At 70.4% G+C, this 14,714-nt stretch carries 18 protein-coding genes and 1 pseudogene; 10 read left to right on the plus strand and 9 right to left on the minus strand.

What is annotated here, in order from left to right:
- Positions 1–206: 206 nt before the first annotated feature.
- The 3 genes from ACFWWR_RS35960 to ACFWWR_RS35970 form a co-directional block, all read right to left on the minus strand.
- Entirely contained in the window at positions 207–911 is a 705-nt protein-coding gene (locus ACFWWR_RS35960; RefSeq protein WP_383865748.1) for a DUF4142 domain-containing protein, read from the minus strand.
- A 90-nt stretch (positions 912–1,001) separates the two neighbouring features.
- Entirely contained in the window at positions 1,002–3,386 is a 2,385-nt protein-coding gene (locus ACFWWR_RS35965; protein ID WP_383865641.1) for a tetratricopeptide repeat protein, read from the minus strand.
- Positions 3,387–3,515: 129 nt separating this feature from the next.
- Positions 3,516–4,640, minus strand: a complete 1,125-nt coding sequence (locus ACFWWR_RS35970; RefSeq protein WP_384307759.1) for a M24 family metallopeptidase — start codon at positions 4,638–4,640, stop codon at positions 3,516–3,518.
- A gap of 306 nt (positions 4,641–4,946) precedes the next feature.
- On the opposite strand from ACFWWR_RS35970, the gene ACFWWR_RS35975 reads away from it, so the two are divergent.
- Complete coding sequence (locus tag ACFWWR_RS35975) at positions 4,947–5,492, plus strand: hypothetical protein (RefSeq protein ID WP_384307762.1); 546 nt, start codon at positions 4,947–4,949, stop codon at positions 5,490–5,492.
- An 89-nt stretch (positions 5,493–5,581) separates the two neighbouring features.
- Here ACFWWR_RS35975 and ACFWWR_RS35980 read toward each other — a convergent pair whose 3' ends face one another.
- Positions 5,582–5,953: a DUF6479 family protein gene (locus ACFWWR_RS35980; RefSeq protein WP_383865647.1), complete on the minus strand. Its 372-nt coding sequence runs from the start codon at positions 5,951–5,953 to the stop codon at positions 5,582–5,584.
- 207 nt (positions 5,954–6,160) lie between these two features.
- Positions 6,161–6,718 carry a TetR family transcriptional regulator gene (locus ACFWWR_RS35985; protein ID WP_383865649.1) on the minus strand — a complete coding sequence of 186 codons (558 nt, stop codon included), beginning with the start codon at positions 6,716–6,718 and terminating at the stop codon, positions 6,161–6,163.
- On the opposite strand from ACFWWR_RS35985, the pseudogene ACFWWR_RS35990 reads away from it, so the two are divergent.
- From ACFWWR_RS35990 to ACFWWR_RS36000, 3 genes and pseudogenes are all read left to right on the plus strand, one after another.
- A pseudogene (locus tag ACFWWR_RS35990) lies at positions 6,671–6,919 on the plus strand (dienelactone hydrolase family protein); the annotation flags it as partial. The gene ACFWWR_RS35985 and the pseudogene ACFWWR_RS35990 overlap by 48 nt on opposite strands.
- A 477-nt stretch (positions 6,920–7,396) precedes the next feature.
- Positions 7,397–7,561, plus strand: a complete 165-nt coding sequence (locus tag ACFWWR_RS35995) for a hypothetical protein (protein ID WP_383865651.1) — start codon at positions 7,397–7,399, stop codon at positions 7,559–7,561.
- A 122-nt stretch (positions 7,562–7,683) separates the two neighbouring features.
- Positions 7,684–9,366: a lysyl oxidase family protein gene (locus ACFWWR_RS36000; protein ID WP_384307765.1), complete on the plus strand. Its 1,683-nt coding sequence runs from the start codon at positions 7,684–7,686 to the stop codon at positions 9,364–9,366.
- A 292-nt stretch (positions 9,367–9,658) separates the two neighbouring features.
- Here the strand turns inward: ACFWWR_RS36000 and ACFWWR_RS36005 are convergent, their stop codons facing one another.
- Complete coding sequence (locus ACFWWR_RS36005) at positions 9,659–10,018, minus strand: hypothetical protein (RefSeq protein ID WP_383865655.1); 360 nt, start codon at positions 10,016–10,018, stop codon at positions 9,659–9,661.
- A gap of 129 nt (positions 10,019–10,147) precedes the next feature.
- Here ACFWWR_RS36005 and ACFWWR_RS36010 point away from each other — a divergent pair, with 129 nt between their 5' ends.
- The 5 genes from ACFWWR_RS36010 (at position 10,148) to ACFWWR_RS36030 (ending at position 12,789) form a co-directional block, all read left to right on the plus strand.
- Positions 10,148–10,495 (plus strand): MerR family transcriptional regulator, encoded by a 348-nt coding sequence (locus tag ACFWWR_RS36010; protein ID WP_383865656.1) that lies wholly within the window; start codon positions 10,148–10,150, stop codon positions 10,493–10,495.
- A gap of 256 nt (positions 10,496–10,751) precedes the next feature.
- Positions 10,752–10,955, plus strand: coding sequence for a cold-shock protein (locus ACFWWR_RS36015; RefSeq protein WP_010986199.1), 204 nt, complete (start codon positions 10,752–10,754; stop codon positions 10,953–10,955).
- 132 nt (positions 10,956–11,087) lie between these two features.
- Entirely contained in the window at positions 11,088–11,381 is a 294-nt protein-coding gene (locus ACFWWR_RS36020) for an SCO5918 family protein (RefSeq protein ID WP_384307768.1), read from the plus strand.
- Positions 11,382–11,514: 133 nt separating this feature from the next.
- Positions 11,515–12,102 (plus strand): TIGR03086 family metal-binding protein, encoded by a 588-nt coding sequence (locus ACFWWR_RS36025; RefSeq protein ID WP_383865661.1) that lies wholly within the window; start codon positions 11,515–11,517, stop codon positions 12,100–12,102.
- 75 nt (positions 12,103–12,177) lie between these two features.
- Positions 12,178–12,789 (plus strand): phosphoribosylanthranilate isomerase, encoded by a 612-nt coding sequence (locus ACFWWR_RS36030; RefSeq protein WP_384307771.1) that lies wholly within the window; start codon positions 12,178–12,180, stop codon positions 12,787–12,789.
- A gap of 6 nt (positions 12,790–12,795) precedes the next feature.
- Here the strand turns inward: ACFWWR_RS36030 and ACFWWR_RS36035 are convergent, their stop codons facing one another.
- Positions 12,796–13,134, minus strand: coding sequence for a MerR family transcriptional regulator (locus tag ACFWWR_RS36035; protein ID WP_383865665.1), 339 nt, complete (start codon positions 13,132–13,134; stop codon positions 12,796–12,798).
- 439 nt (positions 13,135–13,573) lie between these two features.
- Here ACFWWR_RS36035 and ACFWWR_RS36040 point away from each other — a divergent pair, with 439 nt between their 5' ends.
- Positions 13,574–13,948: a hypothetical protein gene (locus ACFWWR_RS36040; RefSeq protein ID WP_383865667.1), complete on the plus strand. Its 375-nt coding sequence runs from the start codon at positions 13,574–13,576 to the stop codon at positions 13,946–13,948.
- Between the two features lie 75 nt (positions 13,949–14,023).
- Here ACFWWR_RS36040 and ACFWWR_RS36045 read toward each other — a convergent pair whose 3' ends face one another.
- On the minus strand, positions 14,024–14,341 hold the full coding sequence (locus ACFWWR_RS36045) for an SCO5918 family protein (RefSeq protein ID WP_383865669.1): 318 nt from the start codon (positions 14,339–14,341) through the stop codon (positions 14,024–14,026).
- Between the two features lie 6 nt (positions 14,342–14,347).
- On the minus strand, positions 14,348–14,644 hold the full coding sequence (locus tag ACFWWR_RS36050; RefSeq protein WP_383865670.1) for a hypothetical protein: 297 nt from the start codon (positions 14,642–14,644) through the stop codon (positions 14,348–14,350).
- Positions 14,645–14,714 lie beyond the last annotated feature (70 nt).

Consider the following 14,714-nt stretch of genomic DNA (forward strand, 5'->3'; position numbering starts at 1 on the left):
ACCTCCACCACACACGGAGGCCTTCGCCATGTTCAAGCCCGGTCAGCGTTAACAACGCTCGTGATCAATACACCTAGGGCCTGTCCGGCGGATCAAGTCGCAGGAAATTCGCGGCGGCTCATCGCCGCAGATCGGCGTGCCAGGCCCCGCGTCTGCGGCATGATCCGCCGGACAGGCCCTAGCGACCGGTCACCCCGCCGACGGACTCAGGGAGTGATGGTCGGCGTCGCGGTCGCGGTCGGCGGAGGGGTCAGGACGATCATCGGCTCGCCGGGCTGCGGCGCCGGCGGAGTCATGTCGCTCTGGGGCAGCTTCGGTGGGGTGGTCTGCTGGAAGAGGGCCTGGTCGAAGTTGACCAGGCCGGTCTTCTCCATGACCGTGATGTGGTCCAGGACGGTGTTGTTGGCCTGGTCGGCCAGCTGCCGTACCAGCGAGTTCTTGGTGGTGGAGCGGATCTTCGCGATGGTGTTGAAGATCGAACCGTGCGTGATCCGCAGGATGTTGGCGAAGTTCGAGTCGAACGCGTTGCCGGCCTGCGAGGAGTCGATCTGGTTCACGAACGCGACCTGCTGTGGGCTCGCCACGTTCGGCAGGGTGATGTTCAGCAACGGGGCGACCTTGCGGCAACTGGCGTCCAGTGCCGCGTGTCCGTCGATGAGGTGCTCGGACGCGGTCTTGACCTCCGGGGCCGTCCCCTTCTTCAGGCCGATCACGCCGAGGGGGTACTCCCACAGTCCCGCCGCCCGGACCTTCACCACGAAGTCCCGGTCCTGCTCGGTCAGCGGCCCCCACTGCGTCTGCGCGATGACCCGGTCCTGTGCGCTGGAGACGGTGTCAAGGCCGAGCATCGAGGGGTAGGCGAGCGCGCCCAGAGTCAGCGTGAGGGCACCGCCCACGAAGAGGGTTCCCATCGAGTTCCGCGAAAGTCGCACCGTGTCTCCTGCCCGGTAGGGGCCCGCCGGCAAGCGGGTCGGACGCTCAGAGGTACGGACACGGGAGCGTCAAAAACCTTTTGAATTGGTAAAATCTTCGGTGCGGGTGCGCAGGAGCTCTTCGAGCTTCTCCTGGTGCGACGCGAGGAGACGCAGGAAGCGTCCCGTCATGGGGTGTTCGGTGCCGAAGGCTTCGGAGCTGACCCTCAGTCCGCCCGCCGCCAGGATGAGCCCTTCGTCCAACCGGCCGTGCTCGCAGAGCAGGTGAGCGAGGTTGCGGACGTTGGCGAGCGTGGTGGGGTGCACGGGCCCGAGACTGCGATGGCTGAGATCCGCCGCCCGTCGGGCCAGGGACAGTGCTTCCTCGTGTCGGCCCGCCCTCGCGTGCACGGACGACAGGTTGCTCAGCCGGACCGAGAGCTCCGCGTGGTCCTCGCCCAGGACCCGCTCGCTGATCTCCACCACCTCACGGAGCACACGGGCGGCATCCTCGTGTTGTCCGAGGGCACTGTGCGTGATCGACAGGTTGTTGAGGTTCGTGAGAACCGTGGGGTGATCGGGCGGCAGCGTCTCCTGGCTGAGGCGCAGGGCGCGCTCGCCCAGCTCCAGGGCGTCCTCGTGTCTGCCGAGCCCCGACAGGGTGAGCGCGAGGTTGCTCAGTGACTTCGAAGTCGCCGGGTGACGCCCCATGGTGCGTTCGCAGATCTCGACGGACCTCTGGGCGAGCGGTAACGCCTCGTCGAAGCGGTCGAGGTTGCGGTAGACGGTGGCGAGGTTGTTCAGAGCGACGGTGGCGTCCAGCTCCAGTTCTCCGCCCGCTCGCTCGCACAGCTCCAAGGCCCGCCGGGCGAGTTCGCACGCCTGCGGGTAGTTCCCCAGGTTCCGGTGGATCACCGTCAGCTGGTTCAGCCCCAGGACCAGACTCCGGCTCGGTTCCGTGGGCCCGAGCCGCTTCTCCTCGGCGCCCAGGTATCTCTCGGCGTGCGGCAGGGCGCGCGCGTCGAGGCCCTGGGACAACAGATAGCCGCAGGTGGACTTCGACAACTCGCCCAGCATCAGCTGGTGGTCCTCCGCCGACCGGGAGAGGACCGCCTCCGCGTGGGGAAGCAGGACGCGCCAGCGGGGCCAGGCCCGGGGGTCGCCGGGGTCCGACTTCGGCAAGGCGCTCAGAAGCATGATCCCCGAGGACAGCAGGCCCGGATCGATGCGCAGGGTGACGGTCTCGGCATGCTTGCGCCGCCAAGGCAGTCGGCGGCGCGGGCGCCCACCCGAGGTGGGTTCCATGAACGCCACGATCTCCTTCGGCTCCGCCGACAGGGTGCCGCGGACGACGGACTGCAGGAGCCGGTGGATGGCGACGGCGTCGGGCGTGAGCGTGATGAGGCTGTAGCTGTTGAGGAGTGCCAGCGCCCGGTCGACGTCGTCGGGGGTCGTGAACGGGTGGTGGCGGAGAACGTCCCGGGGAATGTCGTCGGCGGCGAAGTGGGCCAGCGCACGCAGGAGTTCCACGGCTCCGGGATCACGTTCCCCGATGGCCCGCAGGGTGTGGCGCCAGATCCGGGCGACGGTCCGTTCGGGATCGCCTCCTTCGGGCACGTCGGCGTGCAGTCGTGCCGGATCCCGCCGCAACAGCTCCAGACAGTCCGGCAACGTGCCGTGCGTCTGCACGATGTAGGCGCCGATCTGCTGCAGGGCCAGCGGCAGATGCCCGAGTTCCGCCGCCAGCGCCGAGGCGGCCGCCCGTTCGGAGGCGCTCTCCCCGTACCCCGTGATTCCGGTGAGCACCGCGAGGGCGTCCGCCTCGTCGAGCACGTCGAGGCGGAGGCGGGCGCCGGGCGGGTCGACGCCGAGGTCGCGGCGGGTGGTGACGAGGACGTGGCCGGACATGGACTGGCGCAGGACCGGGCGTACGTGGGCCAGGTCCTCCACGTTGTCCAGGACCAGAAGCCAACCACCGTGCCCGGTCAGCCAGTTGACTGCCCACTTGGCGGCGTCCTCGCTCGTGACGGCCGTACCGAAGGCGGGATTGAGTCGGAAGGCGAGGTCCGCCAGTCCCGACGTCAGATGGTCGGGCGAGTCGGCGGTGATCCACCAGATCAGCGCGTACCGGTCCCGGTGGTGACGGGCGTAGTGCCGGGCGAGCGTGCTCTTTCCCACGCCGGCCAGTCCGCAGATCGTCTGCACGGTCGGCCCCTCGGCCCCCGGCGGTGGCGGCTCGGCCAGCTGTGCCAGGGCGCCCTCGCGGCCCACGAAGGGGCGGGGCTCGCTCCACGGAACGTTGTCGACGCCGTGCGGAGTCTCGTGGTCCAGGCGCAGCGCGGACTCCGGCCAGACGTGCACGTGCTGGGCGATCCGGGCATGGTCGCCGGTGCTGGCTATGCCGGGTATGGCCTGTGCCGCGATGGCGCGGTCGCCCAGGGCCCCGATGCCGGGGCGGCTTTCCTCGGAGGTCATCGCCGTCCAGTGTGCCGCAGCGCGGTTCCGCGTCCGGCGCTGCGCGAAGAGTCGAGCGGGCCCGGTCGAGGACACCTCGCCCGTGGGGCCCCGCCGCTGGATGGCGTGAGCCCCGTGAGCCCCCGAAAGTCAGCTGACGAGGGCCAACTCGTGCGAGGTGCCGTTCAGCCGCCGCCCGCCCGTCTCCGTGCACGTCACGACGTCCTCGATACGGACACCGAAGCGGCCGGGCAGGTAGATGCCGGGCTCGATGGAGAAGCACATCCCGGGTACCAGCGGCCGTTGTTCGCCCTCCACGAGGTACGGCGGCTCGTGCGTGGTGACGCCGATGCCGTGGCCGGTGCGGTGGATGACGTACTCGCCGTACCCGGCGTCCTCGATCACCCTGCGGGCCACCTTGTCGATCTCCGCGCACGGCACGCCTGGCCGTACGGCCTCGAAGGCGGCCAGTTGGGCCCGGCGCACGACGTCGTGCACCGTGCGTTCCTCGTCCGTGGGCTCGCCCACGTGCACGGTCCGGGTGGTGTCCGAGCCGTACCCGTCCTTCAGCCCCCCGAAGTCCAGGACCACCATGTCGCCGTCCTCGATGGTGCGTTCGCCGGCCCCGTGGTGCGGGTTCGCGCCGTTGGGCCCCGAGCCGACCACGGCGAAGTCGACCCGGCCGTGGCCGTGCGTGAGCAGGAGGCGGGCGAGGTCGTCGGCCACGTCGGTCTCCCGGCGCCCGGCGAACCGTACGGCGAGGATCTCCTCGTACGCCGCGTCCGCCGCCGCACCCGCCGCCGCGAGCCGCGCCAGCTCGTGGTCGTCCTTGACCGCCCGCAGCATCGGCACCGAGATGCTCAGCGCGCGGTACGTGGTGAGGGGCAGCGCCTCCTGGAGGCCGAGAAGGTGCAGGGCCCAGGTTGCGTCGGAGACGCCGTAGTGGCCGTGGGGGCGCAGCAGTCCGGCCGCCGCCGCGTACGGGTCCTGGCCGTCGTGCCACTCCGACAGCCGCAGGACGCCCGCGCCGGGGGCCGCCTCCGCGTCCGGGCGTTCCAGCGCCGGGACCAGCAGCCGGGGTTCCGACTCGGGAACCAGCACCAGCAGGGTGAGACGCTCGGTGAGCGCGGTGGGCAGGTAGCCGCACAGCCGGACCAGGTCGGGGCCGGGCGTGACGAGCAGCCCCGAGAGTCCGGCGTCGGCCGCGTCCCGGGCGGCCCGGACCATGCGGTCTGCGTAGTCCTGCTCGGTGAAGGCAACCGGTGTCTCGCTCATCGCCCTGCCCTGTCGTCGCGGGGTGCGTCAACTGTCCTGTGGGTCGGAGCCTTGTGGGTCGGAGCCCTGCCCGGCGTCCTGACGGTCGGCGCGTGTCCATTGGACGGGGGCGGCGTGGCGGGCGCGTGGATGGGCTGGGCCGGTCGGGTGACCACGGAGGGCCGACCCGTCGGGGTTCCGTAGCACCCGCGGGCCGCACCTCACCCGAATGGCCCACTCCCGTGGCGATGCCCGCCGTGCAGCCCGATCGTCGAAGAGTCGCAGGACTCGAAGCACTCGCAGACTCGGAAGAGACGGGGCCCGCCCATGACCCAGCAACCGCACGCGACGCAGCCGCCGACCGGCGGAGGGCAGCAGCCGACGGGAGGGCAGGGACAGCAGCCCGCCTGGGACGACACCCGGCGGTCGACGGACATGCCCGCCGGCAGGTCCGACTACGGCTACACACCCACGTCGGCCGAGAGCGGCTGGGCCTCGGGCGGCGTAGTCTTCGCCGGCGTCCTGATGCTGGTGAACGGCATCCTGGCGATCTTCCAGGGCATCTCCGCGCTCGCCAAGGACGACGTGTGGGCCAACCTCGGCGACTACGTCTACAAGATCAACCTCACGGGCTGGGGCGTGATCCTGATCGTCCTCGGTGCCGTGGCCGCGCTCACCGGCGCGGGAATCCTCAAGGGCGCCGCCTGGGCCCGCATGACCGGCATCTTCCTGGCGTCCCTGAACATGATCGCCCAGTTCCTGTTCCTGCCGTACGCCCCGGTCTGGTCGATCGTCATGATCGCCGTCAACGTCTTCGTGATCTGGTCGCTGGCGGTGTACCGGCCGACCTCCTCGGCGCGAGGCAACGCCTAGTCCTGGTCCGGGCCGCTTCGCCCGGCGGCCGGTCCCGCCCGGCGGTCGGTGACTCACTCCGGCGGTCGGTCGTCCCACCCGACCGTCGGTCACACGTGCCCGAGACCGCCGCCGCCGAAGGAACCGCTGGAACCGGGCAGCCAGCGCTTTCGGCGCTGGTCCTTGCCCCGTCGGGTTCCGGCGGGGTGGAGCTGATAGGGCATGAGCCGTTCCCGGCTGTCCCCGGGCATCGGCATCTCGTCCGGCTCCCGCACCTCCCGCATCTCGCGGATCGGTCCGGTCTCGGGGAGATGGGTCTGCTCCTCGGGGCGGGGCCGGGGCGATTCCCGGTCCTGGACCCGCATGCCGAACTGCACGGCCCACACCAGCGCACCGGCGATGAACAGGCCACCGGCAAAAGCGGCGATCACGTTGAGTACGTCGCTCGACGTGGCCGCAAGTACAAACGTCGCGGTACTCATGCTTCCGATTATCGCCCAAATGGGCGGCGGATGTGTGGTCGGGGTCACACGAGTTCGACGAGGTCGCCGGCTACCGGGATTCCGGGGCCGGGGCCGGGGTCGGCGCCAGGGCCGCGAACCTCGGCTGCCGGGATCCTGGGCCGGGGTCGCAAATTTCGGCTGCCGGGATTCCGGGGCCGGGGCCGATGACGGCGCCGCGAACGCCGGCTACCGGGATTCCGGGGCCCGGGTCGGCGCCAGGGCCGCGAACGCCTCGTCGAGGAGAGTGACCAGGTCGAGGCGGCCGTCGGAGGCGGTCCAGTGGTCGAGGGCGACGTTCAGGCAGTCGAGCGCGGCGGCGGCTCGGACGGTGTGCCCGAGGCCCACGGACTCCGGGGTGCCCGAGCGCTCCGCGAGCGCCCCGGCCAGTGCGGGCCGCCAGCCGTGCTGCTTCTCCAGTTGCCGGGCGCACAGCGCCGGCGTCTCCCTGACCAGCCGGGTCGTCGCCAGGGCACCCGCCGGGTCCTCGTGGTAGCGCCCGATGACCGCGTCCAGCGCCCGCCGCAGCGCCGTCCAGTCGTCCTCGTCGGCGGGGCGGGCGCGCAGCGCGTCGGCGACCCGCCGGTCGTGACCGTCGAAGGCGGCCAGGACGGCGTCCTCCTTGGTGCCGAAGTGCGGCAGCGGCATGATCGGCAGTGACTTCCGGCGCCCGCCCCACCAGCGCCGCCGACCGCCCGCCCCCACCTGCTCGCCGAACACGTCACGGCGGAGCTGTACTTCGGCCACGCCGACCAGGACTCCACCAACCCGGCCGAACAGATCGACCGCCTGGCCAAGGCCCTCACAGCGGCAGGCGTCCGCCACCGCACGGAGATCTACGAGGGCGCCCACCACGGCTTCACGCAGGCCGACACGGCGATGCACGACGCGCAGGCGACGGAGCGCCACTGGAGCGCCCTGCTGGACCTGCTGGACAGGGCCCTGTAGCGGGCTGGCTTTCCAGCCGTTGACGGACACGGACCGCAAGGGAGACGGCAGACTGCCGCTGTGTGGATGCCAGCGGCAGTGACAGTGCTGCTCATCGTGCTCGCCTCGGCCTCCGCGATCGCTCAAGCCCGCAAGGTCGGTGGTGGACCGCTGTTTCGGTCCTTCTGCCTTCCTTCGGGATGGTGGCCCTGCTCGGTGGCTTGCAGTCGCAGCGGACGTCTCTCCTGTGGCTGGCGGGCATGTTCGTCGTGGCCGGCTTCGGGGCGGAGACCATGGCTCATCGGCGGGCCCGGTCCATCGGGCGATCGGACGGCGCCTGAGCAAGCCGGTACTCATGGACTGCGAGGGGGCGACGGCGCCATCCGGTGGTCGGGTTCGACGCCGGCGCCGACCAGGTGGTGCTGCCTGCGGAGCCGCGGGCAGCTGATCGCGTACTCGCTTCCTTCTGTCCAAGGGGACGTCAGGCTGCCGTCCCCTTTGCCGACTCTTTGGGCCCCCGGACGGGGCTACGCCTTCACCGACCTGGCCACCGGCGAGGACACCGTCGTCGCCACCGGCTACCCGCCCGTCGCGGCCGCCCCGCCCCTCGACGAAGGCGGAGTCGACGACCACGACATCGAACTCGGCCATTTCGGCGCCTAGTTCGCGTCACCTGGCGGCACTTCACTTCATTTCGTTCTCAACAAGCAACCCCGACACGGCTCTCACGACTCTCACAGGGTGATCACAGGCTTGATCGAGAACACCTTGGGAGACAAGTACCGATGACTCACTTAAAGCGCTCCGCGCTCGCCGCCGGAGCCGCGCTCGCCGTTGTCGTCACCGGGACCGGAGCCATTCCCGGCACCGGAGCGGAGGCGGCGGAGGCGACCCCCGGCAATCCGAAGCTGAAGCTGATAGCCGCGTCGAACGCCGTGACGCTCGACCGCTACGAGTGGGACTCCGGCGTCTACCTCGACCTCGGCACGTACGTCACGGTCGACAACGCGCCGCTGGAGTTCAAGGTGACGCGGAAGTCGTACAAGGACCCGGTCGTCGCCCGGCAGATCCTCCGGGACGGGACGAGCACGCGGACCAGGACCCTGCCCGCCGGGCTGGTGAAGGACTTCTCGGGGCTGCCGGGCTTCCTCGACGTGTCGATCACCGACGCGGCCGGCAAGGAGGTAACGGCGAGCAAGGGGACCTTCTGCCCGAACAACGCCTCCGGGCGGCTGCGTCCGGACGCCCCCGCGACCTCGCACTATCCGGAGAGCTGCCCCACCAACCCGTGGACACTGGGCTCGGTGTGGGGTGTGGAGAAGGGCTGGGCGTCCAACTCCACCATGATCGACTACGAGAAGCCGGTGGACCTGCCGGCGGGCGAGTACACGGCCAAGGTGTCGGTGGCGAAGAAGTACCGTGACCTGTTCGACATCCCGGACGACCAGCCGACCGTCAAGGTGACGGTGCGGGACATGGGTGACGGCGGCGGGGAAGGACTGGCCTCCGCCCGCCAGGGCGGGCACGACGCCCACGCCGGCACCCAGGGCGGGCACGACGCCCACACGGGCGCCCGGGCCTCGGCCTCCCACCACTACGGCCCCCGCGGCGCCGACGCGCCCACACCCCCCGCCCTCTCCCACGCCCTCGAAGACCGCGGTACGGCCCACCACCTCGGCGACGGAAGCGGCCACACCGACGGCTCCCGCATCGCGCCCGCGCAGACGCCCAACGCCAAGCGGCCCACCGGCCGGGCCGGCGTCGCGGCGAGCGTGCCCAAGCCGGACCTGCGGTCGCTGCCGGCGTGGGACATCGCCATCACCGACGGCGAGGACGGGGACGTGGCGGGCAAGGACTACCTCGCGTTCAGCGCCAACGTCTGGAACGCCGGTCCCGCTCCGCTGGTCGTGGACGGGTTCCGCAGCCCCGGCGAGGACCTGATGGACGCGTACCAGTACTTCTACGACGCCGACGGCAAGCAGGTCGGGTACGCGCCCACCGGCACCATGGAGTGGGACCCGCGCAGCGGCCACGAGCACTGGCACTTCACGGACTTCGCCAGCTACCGGCTGCTGAGCGAGGACCAGACCAAGGAGGTGCGCAGCGGCAAGGAGGCGTTCTGCCTGGCCAACACCGACGCCGTCGACTACACGGTGAAGAACGCCAACTGGCACCCGGACAACACCGACCTGTCGACCGCCTGCGGCCAGCAGAACTCGATCTCCGTCCGCGAGGTCCTCGACGTGGGTTCCGGCGACACGTACACCCAGTACCGTCCCGGGCAGTCCTTCGACATCACCGACCTGCCGAACGGCACGTACTACATCCAGGTGATCGCCAACCCCGAGAAGCGGCTCCAGGAGACCAACACCGCCAACAACGTCGCACTCCGCAAGGTCGTCCTGTCGGGTGAGCCGGGCGCCCGCAAGGTGAGCGTGCCGCCGCACGACCTGATCGACGCGCCGTAACGGCATGTCGTCCTCCGCTCGCCGTCAGGTGCGGTGCGGATGACGACGTTCCCGCCCCCGTCAGCCCGGCCGGGCGCGACCTCTACCTTCCCGCGGCCGTCCTCTTCACCGCGTACGCCACCTTGTCCGTCGCCCGCTTCCGGCACCCATCGAGACGTACGTCCACGGCCTGCACCCGCGCGTCTTCTGAACGATCGTCGGCGCCACGTACAAACGGCCGCCGTCGGCCCCGTACATAGGGGACGACGGCGGCCGTCTGACGTTCGCGTACGCGCGGACCGGTGTCCGTGGGTCAGCCGGGCTCGTCGGTGTGCGCGCGACGGCCCTTGGAGCGGCTGCTGACCAGCCAGTTCGAGGGCTCGGGCGGTGCCTCGGCGGTGTGACCGGTGTCGACCGTCAGGTGGAGCAGGGTGCCGAATCCGTCCGGGCCCGTCGGATAGCTGCGCGGCTCGTCACACAGGAACACCTCGCGCAGGAGCAGTGCGACGCGCTGGGCGACATCCGGGTCCGCGGCGATGATGCGGACCTCGGCGAGGCCGTCTCCCTCGGGCGGGCGGTCGGACGTCGAGCCCATGACGGTCACCAGTTTCTTCTTCTGCCGCAGGTCTGAGGCGTGCCCCCGGTCGAGTCCACGGTACTCCCGAGGGGTCATGCCCCCCTTCGGGCACCGCACATCTGTGTCCGCCGCAGCAGGGATTCCACCCGGGCGACTAGAGTTCTCGCGCGGGGAGACCGCCCCATGCGCCGGGCAGCGCCCCGGCGACACCTCGGGAAGGCGTACATGTCCTCGGAAGACCAGTCGCAGGCCGCCGACCGGCTCGACGACGACCACTACCCGGCGTACACCATGGGCCGGGCCGCCGAGCTGATCGGTGCCACGCCCGGCTTCCTCCGGGCCCTCGGCGAGGCGAACCTGGTCGCCCCGAAGAGATCGGACGGCGGCCACCGCCGCTACTCGCGCCACCAGCTCCGCCTGGCCTCCCGGGCCCGTGAGCTGGTCGACCAGGGGACCCCCATCGAGGCCGCCATGCGCATCATCGGCCTCGAGGACCAGCTCGAAGAGGCCCTGCGCGACAACGGTGACCTGCGGCCGGACCAGAAACCTGACGTGGCCGGAGAAGAAACCTGATGTGACCGCAGAAGAAATTCGAGCGGATCCGGGAAAAGGATTCTCGGACGACGCGGAGCGTCTCCCGCGTGCGCTTTTCCGGTCGGTCGGCACGCCGAACTCTTCCCCTGGCGCCGAATTCTTTCCGTGCTAGGCTCAGCGTCAGTTGCAGTTGTTGGTTGCCTTTTTGCTGTCGGTTTTCCGGGCAGGTGATCATCACGGCGATGAGTGAGATTCGCGAAGTGCGAGTCCCTAGCACTGCCTCAGGAGATATGACATGGCCACCGGTACCGTGAAGTGGTTCAACGCGGAAAAGGGCTTCGGCTTCATCGAGCAGGACGGCGGCGGCGCCGACGTTTTCGCTCACTACTCGAACATCGCCACCCAGGGCTTCCGCGAGCTGCAGGAAGGCCAGAAGGTGACGTTTGACGTCACCCAGGGCCAGAAGGGCCCGCAGGCGGAGAACATCGTTCCCGCCTAATTGCTCGCACGATCGGGGCCCGCACCTTGGGTGCGGGCCCTCTTCGTTTTCCCTGGACCGGCCGTGCGACGTGCCGGCCTCGCGCTTCCCCGCGCTTCCGCCATGCTCCGCCCGACCCTTGGTGAGGCACCCATGCGCTGTGTGATCGCCCGTTTTCCCTTCGACCTCGTGAAGTCCGAGGTGGAGACAAAGATGGAGGGCATCGCCCCGGAGGATGTCACCGGGGCCTGCGTGGTCATCGGACGCAAGGTGTACCCGGTCAAGCAGGTCGGCGAGATCATCACCCGCCAGGACCGCCGCGACTTCACCGCCGGTGAGGTGACCCGGGCCCTGGTCCGCCTCGGCTTCACCTGCCACGAGACACCCCCTCAGGCACCGCACGCGTCCGGCTCGACGCCGGATCCCTTCGGCGGAACCGGCGCCTGACGCCGACCCTTCCCGGTCAGCTCCGCCCCTTTGACCAGCCCACTCACCCCGGACGACCTCCCTGGTCCGCCCGGGGTTCCTGTTGTCGCGTTTCTTCAAGAGTCGGCCGTGTCGTCCTGCTTACCGTGGGGTCATGGAACTGGCACCTGTGATGGCCCGGGCCTCGGCCGCCGCCGTGGACGTCGTGCGGGGGATCCGGCCGGGCGACTTCGACGGCCGCACCCCGTGTGAGGAGATGACGGTCGGCGCCCTCGTGAACCACCTGATCCTGTGGACCGCCGTACGGGGGCACGCCGCCGGACTCAAGCAGTCACCGCCGGACCAGGTGGCGGAGGGGCACGACTTCACCGCGGAGCCGGACTGGGCCGAGACCTACGCCACGCGGTCGGCGGCGGCCGCCGCCCTCTGGAGCGAGCCGCCGGCGTGGGCCGGAGAGACGGGTCTGACCGGCGGTGGCCGGATGCCGGCCCCCTTCGTCGGCGGAATCCTGTTCTGCGAGTGGCTGCTGCACGGCTGGGACCTGGCCGTGGCCACCGGTCAGGAGCTGCGGGTGGACGACGATCTTGCCGCCGCGGTGTACGAGAACGTGGCCGCCAGGGCCGAGACGGCCCGACGGTACGGCGTGTTCGGGCCCGAGGTTCCGGTGGCCCAGGCCGCCCCGCTGTTCGACCGCGCCCTGGGCCTCGCGGGCCGCGACCCCTCGTGGAAGCGCGGAACCTGACCGCGGGGCGACCGGGACCACGCCGGTAACGTGGTCTCGCCCGGTTCCCGTCGTCCGCCGCAATGGAGCACCAGCGTGAGCAACTCCCTGTTCGTGAAGATCTGTGGCCTGAAGACCGAGAGGGACGTCGACACGGCGGTCGAGGCGGGGGCCGACGCCATCGGGTTCGTGTTCTCGGAGAGTCCGCGTCGCATCGACGTCGCCACGGCCGCACGGCTGTGCCGGCGCGTACCGGAGGGTGTGCTGACGGTGGGCGTCTTCCGCGAGGAGCCCGTGCACGAGGTGCGGTCCGTGGCCGCCGACGCGGGGATCGGTGCCGTCCAACTGCACGGGCCGGAGGACCGCGGGTACTACGACGACCTGGCCACCGGCGGGTGGACGCTGATCCGGGCCGCGGCGTTCGGCGACCTGGTACCGCGCTTCGGGGACATGGGGGAGGACATGCTCCTGCTCGACGCGCCCGTGCCGGGCTCCGGCGTCGCCTGGGACTGGAACAGCAAGCCACTGGCCGGGTCCGGAGAGAAGTGGCTGCTCGCCGGAGGCCTCAGCCCCGACAACGTAGGGCACGCCGTCGAGGCCACGCGCCCGTGGGGCGTCGACGTGTCCAGCGGCGTGGAGCAGAGCCGGGGGGTCAAGGACCCCGCGCTGATCAAGGCGTTCGTGAAGGCCGCCCGCGCACAGTCCTGATGCCCCTCAGCCCGAACCGTGGGACGCCTCACTCGCCGCGCGGCGGTACTCCGCGTTGATGCGCTGGGCCTCCTCGAGCTGGTCCTCGAGGATGACGATGCGGCACGCGGCCTCGATCGGCGTGCCCCGGTCGACGAGTTCGCGGGCGCGGGCGGCGATCCGCAGCTGATAGCGGGAGTAGCGGCGATGGCCGCCCTCGGAGCGGAGCGGGGTGATCAGCCGGGCCTCGCCGATGGCTCGCAGGAAGCCCGGCGTGGTGCCGAGCAGCTCGGCGGCCCGGCCCATCGTGTACGCGGGGTAGTCGTCGTCATCCAGACGATCGCTGAGCGGAGTATCTGCTGTCATGTCACCTCGTTGAACCAACGCGTCGAGGGGCCCTGGCGCCGAACGGCACCAGGGCCCCGAAGGAAATTGAACACCATCTGTCGGCCCTATTGCTGTGCCGACCTGCTACGTCCGCCGCCCGGCCCAGAAGGGCGGGACTGCGGGGATCGCGGCTGCGTGACCGGGGACCACCTTCCAATCCGGGGTCTTGCGGTACCCGGCCCGAGCGTGCTCGGTCCGGGCGATCCTGATGGCGTCTGCTCCTCCGTCCTTCCTGCTACCAGGCAGTTCGTGTCTGCCTGGCCTTGCTGAACCATGTCTACGAGAGAAACGCTACCCGTGGCATCGGCCAATGTCTACTCCCTCAAAAGTAGATTTGGGCTCAGGGGGGTGCCAGGTAATCTGCGGTCCGCACAGGGTCCGCGCGGCCCGCGCCGGTCGCCGCATAGAATCGGCTCTCATGCCGAACCCTGACGAGCTGCTCATCGCCATCTCCGCCATGGTGGAGTCGGAGCAGAGCAATCAGATGTCGCTGACCGTGGTCGTCGGAGGCGCCGTCATCACCGGCCGACTGGCACCCGAGGCCGTGTGGCGGGAGAGGGTGTCGGAGGTCCTGAAGGACTCCGACCACCTGGGCCCGTTCGCCGACGTCTTCACCGCCGGCCGGGCGGAGCGCCGGCCGGACCCCGGCGAGACGCCCACGCATCTGCACTTCCATCTGGCCCGGATCCTGCAGGGCACTGTCGGGATCCCCGACACGGGCGGAATGTACCGTGTCGCGATCAAGGACGTCAGCGCCTGGACCGTGGGCGACTTCAGCTACTCCGACCAGTGAGAACAGCAGTGAGGGCCCTGCCGACGTCTGTCGGCGGGGCCCTCACTGTCGTCCTCGGGCGGCTTGCGCCCGTCCTCACGCCTCCTGGTGCTCGGGGGTGCCGAGCAGCGCGGACGCGGTCTGGAGCGGGCTGAGGACCGGCGCCACGGGCACGGCCTCGGGGTGGTCGTGACAGGTGAAGCCGAGGCGGGCCATCGCGCGGGTGACCTCACCGGCGGAGAAGTCGCGGCGGTCCTGACGGGTGATGATCTCGCCCACCTGCTTGACGGGGTAACGGCGGCGGCCGATGGTCACGGACTCACCCGTGACGAGTTCGGGCTTGATGCCCTTCATCGAGTCCAGGACCCCCATCTTCGTGAGGTCGAAGGGGTAGCGGGCGATGACACAGCGCATGATGCCTCACAGGGAGAAGGAGAACGGGCTGACCGCGTGGCCGCCGAGGATGTCCCGCAGCCGGATCCGGTCCGTGTACGCGGAGCTGTCCCGGAGGCGGGCGAGCTGGGCCCGGGTGATCGAGCCGGTGCTCTCGTCGTCCCCGTCGCACACGAGCAGATACTGCACACGGGCGCCGGCCATGACCGACAACGCCACTTCGACCGTCATGTCGTCACAGACCCGCGGCCCGGACACGTCCACGTCGACCACAGTAGTGGTGGCGGGACCCGCCGGGTGCCGCTGCATCTGAACCGATGTCAAAGAGTGCCTCCTGCGAGATGGCGGACAGGGCGGAGAGGGAGGGACGCCGGTGAGCGGGGGACGGCACGCC

Origin of the sequence: Streptomyces sp. NPDC058678, from assembly GCF_042714835.1 — a bacterium.
Classification (GTDB): domain Bacteria; phylum Actinomycetota; class Actinomycetes; order Streptomycetales; family Streptomycetaceae; genus Streptomyces.

Excerpts from the sequence above, each read along its gene's own strand:
- ACFWWR_RS36005 (WP_383865655.1), bottom strand. The coding sequence starts at position 10,018 with ATGACCCCTCGGGAGTACCGTGGACTCGACCGGGGGCACGCCTCAGAC.
- ACFWWR_RS36020 (WP_384307768.1), top strand. The coding sequence starts at position 11,088 with ATGCGCTGTGTGATCGCCCGTTTTCCCTTCGACCTCGTGAAGTCCGAG.
- ACFWWR_RS35960 (WP_383865748.1), bottom strand. The coding sequence starts at position 911 with ATGGGAACCCTCTTCGTGGGCGGTGCCCTCACGCTGACTCTGGGCGCG.
- ACFWWR_RS36025 (WP_383865661.1), top strand. The coding sequence starts at position 11,515 with ATGGAACTGGCACCTGTGATGGCCCGGGCCTCGGCCGCCGCCGTGGAC.
- ACFWWR_RS35970 (WP_384307759.1), bottom strand. The coding sequence starts at position 4,640 with ATGAGCGAGACACCGGTTGCCTTCACCGAGCAGGACTACGCAGACCGC.
- ACFWWR_RS35965 (WP_383865641.1), bottom strand. The coding sequence starts at position 3,386 with ATGACCTCCGAGGAAAGCCGCCCCGGCATCGGGGCCCTGGGCGACCGC.
- ACFWWR_RS36035 (WP_383865665.1), bottom strand. The coding sequence starts at position 13,134 with ATGACAGCAGATACTCCGCTCAGCGATCGTCTGGATGACGACGACTAC.
- ACFWWR_RS36015 (WP_010986199.1), top strand. The coding sequence starts at position 10,752 with ATGGCCACCGGTACCGTGAAGTGGTTCAACGCGGAAAAGGGCTTCGGC.
- ACFWWR_RS36045 (WP_383865669.1), bottom strand. The coding sequence starts at position 14,341 with ATGCGCTGTGTCATCGCCCGCTACCCCTTCGACCTCACGAAGATGGGG.
- ACFWWR_RS35980 (WP_383865647.1), bottom strand. The coding sequence starts at position 5,953 with ATGAGTACCGCGACGTTTGTACTTGCGGCCACGTCGAGCGACGTACTC.
- ACFWWR_RS35975 (WP_384307762.1), top strand. The coding sequence starts at position 4,947 with ATGACCCAGCAACCGCACGCGACGCAGCCGCCGACCGGCGGAGGGCAG.
- ACFWWR_RS36000 (WP_384307765.1), top strand. The coding sequence starts at position 7,684 with ATGACTCACTTAAAGCGCTCCGCGCTCGCCGCCGGAGCCGCGCTCGCC.
- ACFWWR_RS36040 (WP_383865667.1), top strand. The coding sequence starts at position 13,574 with ATGCCGAACCCTGACGAGCTGCTCATCGCCATCTCCGCCATGGTGGAG.
- ACFWWR_RS36010 (WP_383865656.1), top strand. The coding sequence starts at position 10,148 with ATGTCCTCGGAAGACCAGTCGCAGGCCGCCGACCGGCTCGACGACGAC.